The sequence below is a fragment of the Microvirga rosea genome (assembly GCF_020595095.1).
Taxonomy (GTDB): domain Bacteria; phylum Pseudomonadota; class Alphaproteobacteria; order Rhizobiales; family Beijerinckiaceae; genus Microvirga; species Microvirga rosea.
In genome coordinates, this window is the sequence record NZ_JAJDOP010000002.1 from 397,441 (window position 1) to 413,932 (window position 16,492).

Consider the following 16,492-nt stretch of genomic DNA (forward strand, 5'->3'; position numbering starts at 1 on the left):
AAGGCGCCCTGGGGCGCCTTTTCTTCGAATATTCCAGCATCGCCGCTCAGCGACGGGGGCCTTTCTCAAGCCACGCCACCTGTGCGCCGTCGCGACGGCGATCGTTCCGGGACTGGTCCGGACGTGCTTGCTGCGGCTGCCTCTGGCTTTGAGCCTGTGCACCCTGCGCCGGGCGCTGATTGCCCCCTGCCGGGCCAGCTCCCGCGGGCTTCTGTCCGCCCCGCCGACGGCGCTTGGGTCCGCGCTCGGCATTGGGAGCAACGTCACGCGATTGGCCATGCCCCTGATGCCCACGGGCATGAGGCGCCGGACGGGAACGCTGCTGCGGCTTGCGGACTTCCCCTTGCGGCTCGCCGCCGATGGGTCCCGCCGAGAAGCCCTCGGGAAGTTTCTCGACCGGAACCTGCATCCGGGTCAGCTTCTCGATATCCTTCAGGTACGCGCGCTCCTCGTCGTTGCAGAACGAGATCGCAAGACCGTCGGCCCCTGCTCGCGCCGTCCGGCCGATGCGATGCACATAGGATTCCGGCACGTTCGGCAGGTCGTAGTTGATCACGTGGCTGACGCCCTCGACGTCGATGCCGCGCGCCGCGATGTCGGTCGCCACCAGAACGCGGCAAGTTCCGTTACGGAACGCCGCGAGGGCACGCTCGCGCTGCGGCTGGGACTTGTTGCCGTGAATGGCCGCGGACGCGATGCCGGCCTTTTCAAGCGAGCGCACGACCTTGTCCGCACCATGCTTGGTCCGGGTGAAGACCAGGACGCGGTCGATGGCCTTGTCCTGCAGGACGATTTCGAGCAGCGCCTGTTTGCGGCCGGTCGCCACGAACATGACCTTCTGCTCCACGCGCTCCGCCGTGGTGGCCACGGGCGTCACGGCAACCTTCGCCGGATCGCGCAGGAACGCATCCGCGAGGGTCGAAATGGTCTTCGGCATGGTTGCCGAGAAGAACAGGCTCTGCCGGTTCTTCGGCAAGAGGGTGACGATACGCTTCAGGGCATGGATGAAGCCGAGATCGAGCATCTGATCGGCCTCGTCCAGAACGAGGATCTCCACATCCCGCAGGCTCACGGCCTTGCGGTCCACGAGATCGAGCAGACGACCGGGCGTGGCCACGAGGATGTCGACGCCCGGCGCAAGCTCACGCTCCTGCTTGCCGATCGTGACGCCGCCGAACACCACCGACGTCGTGAGCTTGAGATGGCGCCCATAGGTCCGGAAGCTGTCGGCGATCTGGCCGGCGAGCTCGCGGGTGGGGCTGAGCACCAGGACCCGGCAGCTCTTGCGAATGCGGGCGCGGGGCTCGCCATCCAGGCGATGGAGGATCGGCAGGGCGAAGGCGGCCGTCTTGCCGGTTCCCGTCTGGGCGATGCCGCAGACGTCGCGGCCTTCGAGGGCATAGGGAATGGTCTGCGCCTGGATCGGGGTCGGCTTCTCATAGCCTTCAGCCGTCAGCGCCTTCAGGATCGGCTGAGCCAATCCAAAATCAGAAAAAAGGGTCAAGGGTTTCGATCTTTCGAACAGTTGCGGGGAGCCGCAAGGCAAGACCGGCCATTGGAAAGGCGCTTTGCTTGGGCTCGGGGCGACAACCCGCGTGATGGGGCTATCGTACGGTCAAGCGATTGAAGAAGGGGGCCGGGGTCTCCACAAAGGTGGATATCCGTCACGCAGCCCCACTCAAGCGGCTCCGGGAGGAGCGCTGACGCCGTCCCTGTGCATATGAGGGTTCGGGGCCTGTTCGTCAACCGCAATGGCTGACATAAAGCCTTAGCCGTCTCACGAACGGCAGTCCCGAAGGTAGGATCGGTCTGGGATGGCCGGTCCCTCATCCATGTCCTCGCCCGATCGCATGCCCTGGGGCTTCGTCTCCGCCCTGTCTCTGACCCAGCTCGTTTCCTACGGGACGATCTTTTATGCGTTTGCGCTCTTCATCGAGCCCATGGGACAGGAGCTCGGCTGGTCCAAATCCGCGCTGACGGCGGCCTATTCCCTGGCCTTGGGATCCTCCGCCCTGTTTGCCGTCCCGGTCGGCCGCCTGATCGATCGCGGATACGGCCGGGTGGTGATGACCGGCGGCTCCGTTCTGGCCGCGGCCCTCTTCCTGGTGTGGTCGTGGGTCGAGAGCTATCCGGCGTTCGTCCTGATCTGGCTGGGACTCGGCGCCGCCATGAGCGCCGTGCTCTACGAGCCGGGCTTTGCCATTCTGGCCCGCCGTCTCGGGCTGCTCGCCCGGCGCGGCATCACGGCCATGACGCTGGTCGGCGGCTTTGCCAGCACGGTCTTCATCCCTCTGACTCATCTGCTGATCGACGCCTTCGGCTGGCGGAACGCCCTTCTCGTGCTGGCGGGCTTCAATCTCCTCATCTGCGCAGGATTCCACGCCCTTGTGATTCCGCCATCGGAAGGCCGCGCAAAGCTTCCTCGATCTCGGCCGGATCCCGGCGAGGCGACGGGCAATCCCCGGCACCTTCTTCGCAGAGCCTCTTTCTGGTGCTTCGTGGCGACCTCGGTGGCCCAGGGTATGATCTCCACGGGAGTGCCTCTGCATCTGCTCCCGCTGCTCATCGAGAGAGGATTCACCCTCGATTCGGCGGTGGCCGCTTTCTCGGTCATCGGCCCGGCGCAGGTCGCGGCCCGGCTTTGCACGGCGTTCGGAGAGCGGGCCGTCAGCGTCCGCGCCCTCGGGGTGATCACGATGGTGCTGAACGTCCTCGCCTTCGTCCTTCTGCCCTTCATCCCTGCCGGTTCCTGGCTGATCGCGGTCTTTGCCGGGCTCTACGGCGCCTCGAACGGAATGATGACGATCGTCCGCGCCCTCCTGCCTCCTGAGCTGTTCGGCCGCGAGAATTACGGGGCCATCCAGGGTATGATCGCCACCCCGGTCAGGATCGCCATGGCGGCGGCTCCCTTCGCCTTCGGCGCCCTGTGGGCCTGGTGGGGCAGTTACGGGGCCGTGCTCGCCGCCTGCCTCATCATGGCCTTCTGCGCCCTCGGCACTTTTGTGCTAAACCTCGCCCTGGCCCCAAGAGCCGCAGACGAATTTTAGATTTTTCTTGCCTTGCCCGGCTAAAGGAAACATTTGCAGGAAGCCGGACGATCCGGCTTGAAGGAAAGACGCGTTTCGTGACGACAGTGACAGATCTTCTGATTGTAGGCGGCGGCATCAACGGCGCGGGCATTGCCCGCGACGCGCGGGGCCGCGGCCTCTCCGTAGTTCTTTGTGAGCAAGGCGACCTCGCCGGCTACACCTCGTCCGCCAGCACCAAGCTGATCCATGGCGGCCTGCGTTACCTGGAATACTATGAATTTCGTCTCGTGCGGGAAGCTCTTTTCGAGCGGGAGCGCCTTCTGGAGGCCGCCCCTCACATCATCTGGCCGCTCCGCTTCATCCTGCCTCATGAGAAAGGCATCCGGCCGGCCTGGTTCGTCCGCCTGGGCCTCTTCCTTTACGACCATCTCGCGCCCCGCAAGCGCCTGCCCGGAACGGAGACCATCCACCTGACCCGGCATCCGGCGGGCAAGGCCCTCAAGCCCGGCTTCGATACGGCCTTCGTTTATTCCGATTGCTGGGTCGAGGACAGCCGCATGGTGGCCCTGAACGCCCTCGATGCGGCGGAACGTGGCGCCGATATCCGGGTTCGGACCAAGCTCGTATCCGCGCGCCGCGACGGGGGCAGCTGGGTCGCGACCTTGCAGAACGTGGAAACGGGCGAGACAACGGAGATCCAGGCCAAGGTCATCGTCAATGCGGGCGGTCCGTTCGTCGCGGACGTGCTCAACGCGAAGCTCGGCCTCAATACGCAAAAGAGCGTACGCCTCGTGAAGGGCAGCCACATTGTGGTTCCGAAGTTGTTCGAGACGGAACAGGCCTTCATTCTGCAGAACACCGATAAGCGGATCGTGTTCGCCATCCCCTATCAGGGCAAGTTTACCCTCGTGGGCACCACGGACATTCCGGTCGAAGCCGTACCGGACAAGAAGGTCACGATCAGCGACGACGAGATCCAGTATCTCTGCAACGTCGTCAATCATCACTTCCAGCGCGCCGTTACACCGGCCGACGTGGTGTGGACCTATTCGGGGGTCCGCCCCCTGTTCGATGACGGCTCGATCAACGCATCCGCCGTGACCCGCGATTATGTGTTCGATCTCGACCGTCCTGATGGACAAGCGCCGGTCCTGTCGATCTTCGGAGGCAAGATCACGACGTTCCGCAAGCTGGCCGAGCACGCGCTCGACGAGTTGAAGCCGTTCTTCCCGGCCATGAAGCCGGCTTGGACGGAAACGGCGAAGCTGCCCGGCGGCGACATGCCGGACGCGGATTTCGATCGCTTCCTCGCCGGCGTCAAGGCGCGCTGGCCGTTCCTGCCCGATCCCCTCGCTCACCGGCTGTCCCGCGCCTACGGAACCCGTGTGGAAGAACTGCTCGGAGCGGCAAAGTCCATGGCCGACCTGGGAGAAGATTTCGGCGCGGGCCTGACGGCGGCGGAAGTGGATTATCTGGTTCGCCGCGAATGGGCCCGCACGGCCGAGGATATTCTCTGGCGGCGCTCCAAGCTCGGTCTTCACGTGCCGGCGGGCGCGCCGGCGAGGATCGACGCGTATCTCGATCAACGCAAGGCGACCACCGTCGCCGCCCAGTAAGATCCAACGGCATCAGTTTCGGGGGAAGCATCATGGCTCACTACGTGGGTGCCATCGACCAGGGCACGACCAGCACGCGCTTTATCGTGTTCGACCGCGGCGGCAGCATCGTCTCGGTCGCACAGAAGGAGCACGCTCAGATTTATCCCGAGCCGGGCCATGTGGAGCATGACCCGCTCGAGATCTGGGGCAACACGCTGGCGGTGATCGAGGAGGCCCTGGCGAAGAAGGGTCTCAAGCCGACGGATCTTGCGGCCATCGGCATCACCAACCAGCGCGAGACGACGCTGATCTGGGACAAGGCCACCGGCAAGCCGTTGTACAATGCGCTCGTCTGGCAGGACACCCGTGTCGATCCCCTGGTGGCGGAATTCGCCAAGGAGGGCGGCCCGGACCGTTTGCGCGACAAGACAGGCCTTCCGCTCACCAGCTACTTCTCCGGCCTGAAGCTGCGCTGGCTGCTCGACAATGTTCCGGGCGCCCGGCAGAAGGCGGAAGCGGGCGAAGTCCTGTTCGGCACCATCGACACATGGCTGGTCTGGAACCTGACCGGCGGACGCTGCCACATCACGGACGTCACCAATGCCAGCCGCACCCAGCTCATGGATCTGCGCAAGCTCGCCTGGGACGACGAGATCCTGAACCTCTTCACGATCCCCGCCGCCTGCCTTCCCACCATCGTCTCGTCGAGCGAAATCTACGGCGAGGCGATCGGATTGCTGAAAGGCGTACCGATTGCCGGAATTCTCGGCGACCAGCAGGCTGCGCTCGTGGGGCAGGCCTGCTTCCAGCCGGGCGAGGCGAAGAATACCTACGGAACCGGATGCTTCATGCTGATGAACACCGGCGAGACTCCCTACCCTTCCACCTGCGGCCTGCTGACGACCGTCGCCTATCGTTTCGGACAGAAGAAGACGGTCTACGCGCTCGAGGGCTCGATCGCCATCGCCGGTGCTCTGGTGCAATGGCTGCGCGACAATCTCGGTCTCATCGCCGCCAGCACGGATATCGAACCGCTGGCCCGCAGTGTCGAGAACAATGGCGGCGTCACGATCATCCCGGCCTTCTCCGGCCTTTATGCGCCGCACTGGAATGCCGGCGCGCGGGGCCTGATCGGCGGGCTTACGCGCTTTGCCAACAAGGGCCATATCGCACGCGCCGCGCTGGAAGCCACCGCGTTCCAGACCCGCGAGGTGCTGGACGCGATGACCAAGGATACAGGCATCGGCGTCAAGGAGCTGCGCACGGACGGCGGCATGGTGGTCAACGAGCTGCTGATGCAGTTCCAGGCCGATATTCTCGACGTGCCGGTGGTGCGCCCGAAGGTCATCGAAACGACGGCGCTGGGCTCGGCCTACGCCGCCGGACTGGCCACGGGGTTCTGGGCTGGAACGGACGAACTCGTCAGCAACTGGGCCGTAGACAAGCGTTGGAAACCAAGCTTCGACACCGCGACGCGTGAACGTCTCTACGCCCATTGGTGCAAAGTCGTCGAGCGCTCGCTCGACTGGAATTAGCGATCCCTGCAGGGATTGAATCTGAGCTGCATCGACCCAAAGGAAGGCGAGCTTGATGTCACGAACTGTCTTGACGGTTGTCGGAGCGCGGCCTCAGTTCATCAAGGCCTCTCCCGTCAGCCATGCGCTCCTCGCGCACGGCGGCTTTCGGGAAATCCTGGTTCACACGGGGCAGCACTTCGATGCGGCCATGTCCGATATTTTCTTTGAGGAATTGGACATTCCGCCGCCGAAGCACAATCTGGAGGTCAACAGCCTCGGACACGGCGCGATGACCGGCCGAATGCTGGAAAAGCTCGAAGAGGTGATGATCGCGGAAAAGCCCGACTGGGTGCTGATCTACGGCGACACGAACTCGACCGTGGCGGGCGCTCTTGCGGCGGCAAAGCTCCACATTCCCGTTGCGCACGTGGAAGCAGGCCTCCGCTCCTTCAACCGGCGCATGCCCGAAGAGATCAACCGTGTCGTGGCGGACCACCTGAGTACGCTCCTGTTCTGCCCGACGCAGACCGCCGTGGATAACCTCAAGGACGAGGGTATCACCAAGGGTGTGCACCATGTGGGCGACGTCATGTACGACGTGACGCTCGCGGCGGTCGAGCGCGCGAAAGGACGTTCGCGTATCCTTGAGAACCACGATTTGAGTCCGAAGACCTACGCGGTCGCCACCATCCATCGGGCTGAGAACACGGACGATCCCGCACGCTTCGCGAAGGTGATGCAGTGGCTATCCGATCGCGCGAAGGAAATGCCGATCGTCATGCCGGTCCATCCGCGGACCCGCAAGCTGATGGAGAAGAGCGGGCTGACCCCGAAAGGTGTTCGCCTCATCGACCCGCTCGGCTATCTCGACATGGCATGGCTGACGCACAATTCCGCCGGCGTCTTCACCGATTCCGGCGGATTGCAGAAGGAGGCCTACTTTCACCGCGTTCCTTGCGTGACACTGCGCGACGAGACGGAGTGGGTGGAGACGATCGAGGCCGGCTGGAATAGGCTTTGGCGAAAGGATGCCTACGCCCCGCGCCGTGACATATTAGAATACGGGAACGGTAAGAGCAGCGGACGAATTGCTGAGTTACTAGCGGCCTAGACGGGCAGTGCTGATCGAATTCTTTCCGCGTATTCGGCCAAAACGTGCGGCTTTTCCATTTCGCCAGTGTGGGGCTTCAATGGAATGCCCTCGAAGCGCGGAATCACATGGAAGTGAAGGTGGAACACCACTTGCCCACCCGCGCCTTCATTGAACTGCTGCACCGTCACTCCGTCGGCATTAAGCGCAGTCTTAGCAGCTCTCGCAACTACCTGAACGACCTTGATAAGTTCTGCAAGATCCGCGGCCTCAGCGTCCAAAAGATTGCGCGCTTTGGTTTTGGGAATGACCAAAACATGCCCGTTTCCTCGCGGCATGATATCCATGAAGGCTAGTGCTTGGTCTGTCTCAAGGACCTTATGACAAGGAAGTGAGCCACTTAATATCTTCGCGAAGATGTTTCCTTCGTCATACTCTGCCATTGCCATCCCCCGGGCTTGTCCCGTGAACCAACCCGAACCTTCTTAGTCGAGAACGTCCCTGGTCGCCAATAGCCGACCAGTGCCTCCAGAATCATCACTTCGAATTATATAATGGTATTGCATTTCACTTGTCCGGGCCTTATTACGTAACGATATTCCGTTATGTAACTCATGGTTCTGAAAATGGCTTTTTTCTCAACATCAGTAATTCAAAGCATTAAATCCAATCCAGAACGCTTCCACAGCCTTTATGAAGCAACAAGAAATTCATTTAAAGCGTATCTAGGAAGTAAATTCGGCGCTCTCCCGGAAGATTATATAAAGCTTATATTTAGCGCTCAGTTCGCTTATGAAAGCGCGCCCTATGGACCATCATCTTCGCGGACACTTGAGGGCCTTCTGCAGGAAAAGGAACTAATGTGTTCCAACTACTGCGACCTCTCATGGCTTTTATATGAGGAGCTTTCACCGTCGTCAGCGTCGAGCGTTGTCCATTTAGGGTGGAATTCGAGCCCTGTAGGCGGTCATGCAGAACTGCTGATCTCTAAACCCGGCTCTCAAACGCTTATGGTCGATCCGACCGTCATGGGGTTGGTTCTCAACAACGGAATCAACCATCTAACGAGCGGCATAGGCATCTCGAAGGAAGACCAGCTCTTTTTGGGTTGGCGAACCAACGCTTTGACTCCGAGCGGATCAGAGGTCGAAGAATTCGCAAGTAGCGTTCAGGATGCTTATACACATGGCAACTTTCGCGCAGGCCATCTCTTCTACTGGTATGAGTACTCAGATCGCGATCAGATATATGGCGGGACCAGCGCCCGGCTTCCAACTCCTCAGGCGGAAGTTGCGACGTATGGTGTGACGAACAACAAGTCTCTCATTCCGTTTCATGACACTTTCAAATTTCATGCTGGGGGCTACAGCGATGCGTTTACCGGCTCTGCTTCAAGCGATCAGATCATTGGATCAAGTGGCGATGATATCATTTTCGGTGGCACGTCTCGCGCTGAGGAAACGCTTATTCCTGGCTTAATCGAGAGGGCGCGGAGCGGTGCATTCGTTTCCGTTGATGACCTCGCCGCCGCTAAAGCTGATCCCAATGTAATTTTATCAGTCTATGTCAAATACAAGACCCAATTCAAAGCGTTCCTCGGGAGCGCATTCAGCCAACTTCCGGAGTCTTATATTCGGCTCGCCTTTGCCTCTACCCTCGTTCACGATATGAAGAGGTCCGGCACGACCAAGGCCTATACATTCGGTGAAGCCCTAGCATCAGATGACCTTGATGCACCAAGCATGACTGGGCTCGCCTGGAATTTCTTTAAACTCATGATTCCAGGTCAGAATTATGCCGTCGGCTACAAGGGTCCCGACGTTTCAATGGTGGGATGGTATGGGGAAGCAACCGGTCTCGACGTTCAGCTGATGATCAGCGATGTCGGCAAAAAATCCCTGATCGTTGACCCGACCCTGGGTCACGTTGCGATCATCAGTGATTTCAACACATTCGCTGCAGGAGAATCTGTCGCCGGATCATCACTGAAGTCGACCTATTGGCGGGGCGACTTGGACACAGAGCGCTCTAAAGTGCTCTCTGCCCTTGCTGAGGGAAATTTCCGTACCGGGAATATGCTTTTTTGGTTCGAGACGCCTGACGATATCAAGAAATACGTTCAAGGAGTTCATCACTGGGCGACACCGCAAGGAGAAGCATATCTCTTCGGGAAACAGCCTTCTTCCGCTATCGGTAAAGTTCAAGCTGTCGATAAGATCTACGGCGGCGCAGGAGCTGACCTGTTGGCCGGCGACGGCTTCACGAACAAACCCATCAACTGGAGCACGCCAAAGGGGGGAGCTTGGTCCCTCAAAGCAGGTGACTTCGATGGCGACGGCCGCGAAGACCTAATCCGCACACAAACCGGCAGTCCCGCCGAGGTCTTCCATTCCACGGGTTCAAAATTTGTCGGCCAGGGAAACTGGACATTGAGTGGACCCAGGGACACGGCCTGGTACGTCGGTGACTTCAATGGCGACGGAAAGGACGACGTGTTGCGCTATCTGCCCTCTAGAGGGGGCCACTACGGCGCGGAGGTCGCGCTCTCCGACGGCACAAAATTTGGAGCGCCAACAATGTGGAGCGCCGACGGGCTCGCCCACCACAATCAATGGTACGTGGGCGACTTCAACGGCGACGGAAAGGACGATCTCCTCCGAGGCAATCGGGACAGCGGTCCCGAGGTCCTGCTGTCTAACGGCAGCGGCTTCGGGACTCCGACCGTCTGGACGGGATCGAAAAGTGCAACATCCTGGAAGGTTGGCGATTTCAACGGAGACGGAAAGACCGACATCGCCCGCTACAGCCAGAGCACACATAAAACGGAAGCTCTCCTCTCGAACGGATCGAGCTTCGACTTCGCCGGGGTATGGAGCACCCACGCTCCCGGGAAGACGGGTTGGCTCGTGGCTGATGTCAATGGCGACGGACGGGACGATCTGGTGGGGAGTTCCGACGATATCCAGGGAGTGTCGACTGTTCTGCTCTCGAGTGGAAACCACTTCTCACCGACGAAGTCCTTCGCTCCTTTCGATCTCTCGAGTCTGATCACTCCAGGCGACTACAATGGTGACGGCCGAGACGATTTTGTCGTGACAGACAAGCAGACGAAAGTTTCCGGGACCTACCTCGGCGTAGGAACGCGCAACAAGGACAAAGACTACTTCATCATGGAGGCTGGTCAGGCCAACGGCGACACTATTCTGGACTTCACCGGGTCCGGCGCGAATGGCGACGTTCTCGTGCTCCAGGGCTATGGCGAGAAGAGTAACATTTCGATCTCCAACAGCGGCGACACATGGACAGTTGCTAATGCTTCGATGAAGATTTCGGATACGTTCCGTGTCCTTGGCGTCCACGGGTTCGGATCGGATGATATTCTGTTTGCCTAAAGGCTCGAATTCGAGAGACGCGCCTCTCCCAGGGGCTCTGTTCCATGACCCCGCATGCACCGGCAAGCCCGACCTCCGAGAGCCATTCCAAGCTCCCGGACGGTCTTTCGGTCCATCGGGCGATCAGCTGCGTGACGTCAGGCGGCCAATCCGAACGTCTTGCCCCAAATCCCAAGATTGACGATGCGCCAGATCGTGAAGTCAACGGGACGTGTGCCGTCCAGCATTTCACGCGCCAGACGGCGTGTTTCAGTAGCGTCAAAGAGCGGACCGAAACGGGACAATGTCTCCTCGACACCCGCGAGCATGGCTTCGCGCAGAGGTCCGCGGTACCAGGTCTGTTCGGGAGCTGCGAAGCCGATCTTGTCGCGTCGCTTGGCAATCTGCGGTGGCAGAACGTCTCCAAGTGCCCTGCGCATGACGCGTTTGGTTTCCCCGCCCTTGATCTTGTGTTGATCACCGATACCTATGCAGAACTCGACGAGGCGATGATCGAGGAACGGCACCCTCGCCTCGATCGAATGGGCCATCGAATTCCGGTCCTCCCAATGTAGAAGCATCGGAAGATTAGACGTCATACTGGCCAGACAGAGCGAGCCGATCGAGTTTACCTGAGGTAGACCTTCGCGTGCAACGAGCGCATCGAAGGGGCTGATCCGGCGTAGTTCGGATCCCCAGACGTCAGAACCGAGCCAGTCAATGGTCGGCGGAGCACTGGCGGGCTTCGCGCGCGCCCGGAGCAGACGCGCTGCGTTGCGTGGCCAGTCGAGCAGCTTGATCTGGTCTGCGAATCCAACGCCGTTGTAGATCCGTCTCTCGATCATTCCCCGGAGCAGTTCCCCATAACGCCCTTCGCGCGCCAGTCCCCGGAAATGGTAGAAGAAGCTTCCGTGATAACCTCCGAGAATCTCGTCGGCTCCCTGGCCGTCTAGCATCACCTTGATGCCTTGCGAATGCGCTTCTTGGAAAACGCACCATTGCGCGAAGATGCTGCTTGAACCGTAGGGCTCGTCCTGATGCCAGGTGATCTTCGCGGCTGCGTCGAGCACATCTGCATAGTTGGGGAAGGTCTTGTGTGAGATCGCGTTCGTGGCCCGTACGACTGTATCAATGAAAGGCCGCTCATCCACCGCTCGATCATCAAAGCAAGCGCTTACAGTGTTGAGGCGGACATCCGTTCCGGCAAGCTCACGATCGATCTGCGCAACGATCGCCGAGCTGTCGAGGCCTCCCGACAGACAGGAGCCAATTTTCACATCGGAGCGCAGGTGTATCTGAACCGCGGACTCGAACAGCTCACGGAACCGCTGAGCCGCCTCGCCTTCAGACATCCTGAGCGATCCGGATTCGGGCAGCCGGTACCAGCGCCGGATCGGCAACGATTGACCAGGGCGCCAGGTTTGCAGATCCAGCGTGAGGCACTCGCCGGGCCGGACATGGTCAACCCCTAGGAACATCGTATCCGACGCATGATCGGTCAGACCGGAGTAGAGGTAGTCGTACGTCCGTGCCAAGTTCAGGCGACGCTCCAGGCCTGGAAGCTCGAGCACCTGCTTGATCTCAGAACCGAAGCCCGCGATGTCGCGGCCATTGTGGAAATAGAGAGGCTTGATACCGAACCGGTCACGCGCAGCGAACAGGATTTTGTCGCGGGCATCCCAGATCGCGAAAGCGAACATTCCCAGGAAGCGGTTCAGACACTCTTCGCCCCACTGAATGTATGCCTGAAGCAGCACTTCACTGTCGGAATGGCTATGAAAGCGAACGCCATTGGATTCGAGTTCCGCCTTGATCTCGACGTAGTTGTAGATCTCGCCATTGAAGATCAGATGATAACGGCCCGTAGCATCGGCCATCGGCTGCAGTCCGGCATCCGAAACATCGATGATCGAAAGGCGCCGATGCCCCAGCGCGACGGGTCCTGCCGGACTTTCAAACACTTGCCAGCCGCGTCCATCCGGGCCGCGGTGGGCAACCACGTCGATGAATTTGGGATCAGGCGCACCGCCGATTGAAAACCAGATTCCGCACATTAGTACTATCCGACCAATTTCAGAGTTTCGTTACAGGCGCGCACCAGCTTCATGCGCTCGGCCTGCCAGCACAGTTCTTCAGAGGCGGCGATTGAATTCCGCTTGTAGGAGTCAATCGTGTCTCGATCGAGGGCGTTTACGACTGCCGCGATGTCCTGCGGACCAGTCGTCGGCATGAGAACGCCCAAATTGTAGCGGTCGACGAGTTCAGCCATGTCCGGACAGCTCGTTACACAGAGTGCGAGGCCAGAATTGACGTACTCGAAGAACTTGTTGGGAAGAGCGAACTTGTTGTGTGGGGAATTGTCAGGGAGCGCGAAGAAGCCAACGTCGAACTCCTTGGCGGCCCTGACAAGCTCGATCATGGGCACGGGCGGAGCAATCGTGACCCTATCGTTGACCCCCATCTTGCGGATCAACTTGCGGAGCGAAGCCACGTAGGCAGGGTTGCCCGGACCGCGGATCGTGAGATGGAACTCGGGTCTCCAGAACGGTATGCTTTCTATCGCAGCCTCCAGTCCCCGTTCTGGCGAAAGGATGCCGTGATAGAGAACCCGAACGACGTCGCCAGTGGGCCGGAACGTCGGATCTTGCCGCAAGGGCATGTTCCTGAGAACCTCGCAGGGAGGGTTCAGAGCATAGAGTTCGTTGAGGGCCTTTGCGATTCCGGGCGATACGGAGAACCGTCTCTTCGAACCACGGATAAATTTCTCTTCCACTGCCTTGGCGATCGGCTTCGTGAAGGCAACCCAATGGGGGTTATTCGGGTATTCCTCGGTGGCGAACTCGTGGCTGTCGTAGAAATAGGTTCCGCCCTTCTCCTCGACAATACGAGCGATGATCGGCAGGGTCGACCAGTCGTTCGCTACCCAAAGGTCCGCATCGACCTGACGTGCCTTCTCATACATCTCCTGCATGCTCGGCCACGACCAGTAGATCTTCAAGGCATGCTCTCGGTCAACATGGGCTCTGAGCAGCCTTATGTAAGGGATGAATTCGCGCCAGGTTCGCACATTCGGGAGGATTCTGCTCACACCCGCCGCACGCAGGGACGACATCTGCAAGATGTCGGCCGCCGTCGTCGCCCTGCGCATCGCAGCCCGCGCAAAACGTCCAGTCGTTGTTCCAGGTGCGACCGATCCCTTGACGGCCCCTTTGAAGGCACCTGCGGTAGAGCGTGCCTTGCGCACAGGAGGGCCGACAACGCGGCCAACAACCCACCGTGACCGCCAGTACGCGAATTTTGCGACCCGCCTCGCGAGATGCTGTCGCGAGGGGGAGAGCGGTCGTGGAATCTCAACCGCCTCCTCGCTGATGACTTCGGGGAGCTGGGTTCCGGCCAGATCGATTTCGTCTGCGCCTGATGCCGCTTCCTCGACACGGTCGATGACCGCCCATGCTGGAGGATGCGACTTTGCTCCCGGCAGCCCAACTGCGACGACGCTCCATCCCTCCTCATGCAGCGCATCGCCGTGCCGACGTACGCGCGCGTCATCCGCGATCGGCGAGAACGAAACGAAGCAAACGGTGGGCTTCTTATCCGCGACTGGAGATGCTGACATTATTCTCTCATTCTGCGTGGCAGACATGGCCCCGCAGGGCACCTCGGAAAGATCAGTGTTCGGTACTGGGGGATTGTGCATTCAGCTTCGCCGTCCGGTCCCGCCACCAATTCTCGATCTGCTTGAGCGAAGCACCCCACGCTCCCTTCTCTATGCAGTAGGCCGTGCACTCCCGATAGAGGCTGTATGTTGCCGGGTTCGCAAGATTTTCCGGATGGAAGAGAAGCGATGCGCAACCACCCGTCTCGATGATGCGATCAATTAGATCGAATGCAATCTGCTTGGCCCGGGGCAAATCGAGTTCGAGAGCCATCGTCGAGAAGACCGATCCGTCCATGAGGACCATTGGAAGCTCGACGAGATCCAGCTGCTCGTCGGTCCCCACGTCATAAAAGAAATAGGGCTTCGACGTTCCTGCCCGGAAGCCGATATTCCGGTTGTAGCCGAGAGTGGAATCGGCAGTTATTCCGGCCTGAAACTGAATACGGGGCGTGACACGCGCATCCCAATGCAGCCAATGCTGGCGCGTGGTTGTGATACTCAAGCCGGTCTCGTCCTCGATCAGGTGCTTTTCGTGCAGGAAATTTTCCAGGCTCAGCGCCGTGTGATAGCCACCATGCAGGCCGACATCGAAGCCTTCAGCGGCGAGCTCCAGCATGATGTCCCGCGCGGTCATGACACGCCCCAGATAGGTATACTGGTCATCGGCCGTGTAGAGGCAGTCGTAGGGGCTGTCCACCTTGGGTGGCCAGATCGGGAAGAAGTAGGACCCCTTGATTCCGAAATCTTTCTCAATCTGGATCGATCGATCCATAGATTCCACCGCCGAGGAGGGACGCTCTGAGGGACGCAGGCTCTCTAAGCGTGAGCTCTCCGACTCGAAGGCCGCCAGGAAGGACCGATCGGCGCCTGTGAGCACCGACTTTGCCAGCAATTCTCGCCGTTTCAGCCGATGGAGCTGCAAGGCGGAGTACTGAGTGCTGATCGCGTCCACATCATGCGACAGGCACAAGGCGAACTTATGCCCGTTGGGCCAGAGCGGTTCGGTCTGCACCTTGGGCGGCAATGTAGCGCGGATGCTGTTCACCCATTCGTCCACCTCCGGGATCCACAGGGTGCGCCGGCGCGTATTGTCCGCCAGACCATGTTCGAAGTTGCCCCACTGGTCTCTGGAATCGATCTCCCACTCCTCGCAACGCAAAAAGAGGCGTGCGAGATTGTCCGGCATCTCGGGGACGTGCAAGGCATCGTCCTTGCGCACACCCAGCCATTGACGGACCGTCTCTCGAACATGGCTGCGGGCAGCCTCTGTAATTGGACGTTGCTCTTGAAAGGACATTTGGAAGTCTACCGCCAGAAGCGGCCCCCGAATCTTCGCATTAGATGATTTCAGCCAATTCGGAGAGCACGGAAACGGTTCTTCACCTTGCGTACCCCCTCCTTCGCCCAATAAGCGGGCCAGTCCTTCTTGTTGTAGTTCCAAATTCCGCGGCATCCGAAGCACTCCGGTCGGTCACACAGGGCCGCGGTCACATCCTTCTCAAGCTTCGCGCGCTCCAGGGCGTATGCCGCTTTGGCGTCGATACCAATTGAATAGGCTTGGCCGATCATTGCGGTTCGCAGGAGCCCTTCTCTGACATAGTCGGCGTAGAACTTGGAAAATCCCATGCTGCAGCCCGGCTCGTCCAGTCGAGCAAACCACTCGACTTTGCCGTCCTGCTCGAAATAGGTCCCGAACAGACCCTGTCGGATTGTCTGGGTGGAAAGGCCGAGGTGCTCCTGAGCGAGGTGGACCGTGCTGAAGCCAGGGCTCGATTCAACGCATCCCACCAGGATCATCTTGCCGTTGCGCTCCAAAAGTTTGTTCATAGGATGGAAGCAAGGCTTGGTGTGGTCATGATCCGCAAGCATGTCCTGCGCATGGCGACCGATCGCTACAAAGCCGTTGGTCGGGTGCTGGCTGCGGACGGCCCCGGGCCAACTGGCCATCGCAGCTGCGAGCCCTCCGGTCGCGCTTGGGGTCGCCGGAGTCCAGACATGGTCGGGATTCCGGGCCCAGGACGGATAGGCCGGCGTAAAGGCCAGGCCGAGGGCCGTGCCCTCCGGGCCGAGCAGTTCCAGCAGCCCCTCAATCAGCAGTGTCGCAGCCCTGCCCTCCGTTGGCCCCATGGCTTTGACAGCCGCGCGAACAAGCACGCTGTCACCCTGTGCGAGTCCGAGCGTCTCCAGGCCTTCAATCAGCATTTTCCGGTCTAATAGTTGGGTCATAGC

The 16,492-nt window shown here is 60.2% G+C and carries 11 protein-coding genes; 5 read left to right on the forward strand and 6 right to left on the reverse strand.

The window, feature by feature from the left end:
- Window positions 1-46: 46 nt before the first annotated feature.
- Complete coding sequence (locus LJD17_RS06280) at window positions 47-1,504, reverse strand: DEAD/DEAH box helicase (RefSeq protein ID WP_227383296.1); 1,458 nt, start codon at window positions 1,502-1,504, stop codon at window positions 47-49.
- A gap of 310 nt (window positions 1,505-1,814) precedes the next feature.
- On the opposite strand from LJD17_RS06280, the gene LJD17_RS06285 reads away from it, so the two are divergent.
- The 4 genes from LJD17_RS06285 (at window position 1,815) to wecB (ending at window position 7,255) form a co-directional block, all read left to right on the forward strand.
- Window positions 1,815-3,047 carry an MFS transporter gene (locus LJD17_RS06285; RefSeq protein ID WP_227383297.1) on the forward strand — a complete coding sequence of 411 codons (1,233 nt, stop codon included), beginning with the start codon at window positions 1,815-1,817 and terminating at the stop codon, window positions 3,045-3,047.
- Between the two features lie 77 nt (window positions 3,048-3,124).
- Window positions 3,125-4,645: a glycerol-3-phosphate dehydrogenase gene (locus LJD17_RS06290; RefSeq protein WP_227383298.1), complete on the forward strand. Its 1,521-nt coding sequence runs from the start codon at window positions 3,125-3,127 to the stop codon at window positions 4,643-4,645.
- A 32-nt stretch (window positions 4,646-4,677) separates the two neighbouring features.
- On the forward strand, window positions 4,678-6,162 hold the full coding sequence (glpK, locus tag LJD17_RS06295) for a glycerol kinase GlpK (protein ID WP_227383299.1): 1,485 nt from the start codon (window positions 4,678-4,680) through the stop codon (window positions 6,160-6,162).
- Window positions 6,163-6,217: 55 nt separating this feature from the next.
- A complete protein-coding gene (gene wecB / locus LJD17_RS06300) occupies window positions 6,218-7,255 on the forward strand; it encodes a non-hydrolyzing UDP-N-acetylglucosamine 2-epimerase (RefSeq protein ID WP_227383300.1) in 1,038 nt (345 codons plus the stop codon).
- On the opposite strand, the gene LJD17_RS06305 is transcribed toward wecB, so the two are convergent.
- Window positions 7,252-7,683, reverse strand: coding sequence for an HIT family protein (locus LJD17_RS06305; RefSeq protein ID WP_227383301.1), 432 nt, complete (start codon window positions 7,681-7,683; stop codon window positions 7,252-7,254). The genes wecB and LJD17_RS06305 overlap by 4 nt on opposite strands.
- 165 nt (window positions 7,684-7,848) lie before the next feature.
- Between LJD17_RS06305 and LJD17_RS06310 the strand changes: the two genes are divergently transcribed.
- Window positions 7,849-10,626 carry an FG-GAP repeat domain-containing protein gene (locus LJD17_RS06310; RefSeq protein ID WP_227383302.1) on the forward strand — a complete coding sequence of 926 codons (2,778 nt, stop codon included), beginning with the start codon at window positions 7,849-7,851 and terminating at the stop codon, window positions 10,624-10,626.
- Window positions 10,627-10,763: 137 nt separating this feature from the next.
- Here LJD17_RS06310 and asnB read toward each other — a convergent pair whose 3' ends face one another.
- The 4 genes from asnB to LJD17_RS06330 are packed head-to-tail and all read right to left on the reverse strand — an operon-like array spanning window position 10,764 to window position 16,465.
- Window positions 10,764-12,659 (reverse strand): asparagine synthase (glutamine-hydrolyzing), encoded by a 1,896-nt coding sequence (gene asnB / locus LJD17_RS06315; protein WP_227383303.1) that lies wholly within the window; start codon window positions 12,657-12,659, stop codon window positions 10,764-10,766.
- 5 nt (window positions 12,660-12,664) lie between these two features.
- Window positions 12,665-14,221, reverse strand: a complete 1,557-nt coding sequence (locus tag LJD17_RS06320) for a glycosyltransferase (protein WP_227383304.1) — start codon at window positions 14,219-14,221, stop codon at window positions 12,665-12,667.
- A 52-nt stretch (window positions 14,222-14,273) separates the two neighbouring features.
- Complete coding sequence (locus LJD17_RS06325; RefSeq protein WP_227383305.1) at window positions 14,274-15,716, reverse strand: polysaccharide deacetylase family protein; 1,443 nt, start codon at window positions 15,714-15,716, stop codon at window positions 14,274-14,276.
- The gene (locus tag LJD17_RS06330) at window positions 15,611-16,465 is read right to left on the reverse strand and encodes an AAC(3) family N-acetyltransferase (protein WP_227383306.1); all 855 of its coding nucleotides are present in this window, start codon (window positions 16,463-16,465) and stop codon (window positions 15,611-15,613) included. The genes LJD17_RS06325 and LJD17_RS06330 overlap by 106 nt, the downstream gene beginning before the upstream one ends.
- Between the last annotated feature and the right edge of the window lie 27 nt (window positions 16,466-16,492).

Bases quoted from the DNA above. Each gene is read 5' to 3' on its own strand.
- LJD17_RS06285 (WP_227383297.1), top strand. From the start codon at position 1,815: ATGGCCGGTCCCTCATCCATGTCCTCGCCCGATCGCATGCCCTGGGGC.
- glpK (WP_227383299.1), top strand. From the start codon at position 4,678: ATGGCTCACTACGTGGGTGCCATCGACCAGGGCACGACCAGCACGCGC.
- wecB (WP_227383300.1), top strand. From the start codon at position 6,218: ATGTCACGAACTGTCTTGACGGTTGTCGGAGCGCGGCCTCAGTTCATC.
- LJD17_RS06305 (WP_227383301.1), bottom strand. From the start codon at position 7,683: ATGGCAATGGCAGAGTATGACGAAGGAAACATCTTCGCGAAGATATTA.
- LJD17_RS06310 (WP_227383302.1), top strand. From the start codon at position 7,849: ATGGTTCTGAAAATGGCTTTTTTCTCAACATCAGTAATTCAAAGCATT.
- asnB (WP_227383303.1), bottom strand. From the start codon at position 12,659: ATGTGCGGAATCTGGTTTTCAATCGGCGGTGCGCCTGATCCCAAATTC.
- LJD17_RS06320 (WP_227383304.1), bottom strand. From the start codon at position 14,221: ATGTCAGCATCTCCAGTCGCGGATAAGAAGCCCACCGTTTGCTTCGTT.
- LJD17_RS06325 (WP_227383305.1), bottom strand. From the start codon at position 15,716: ATGCCGCGGAATTTGGAACTACAACAAGAAGGACTGGCCCGCTTATTG.
- LJD17_RS06330 (WP_227383306.1), bottom strand. From the start codon at position 16,465: ATGCTGATTGAAGGCCTGGAGACGCTCGGACTCGCACAGGGTGACAGC.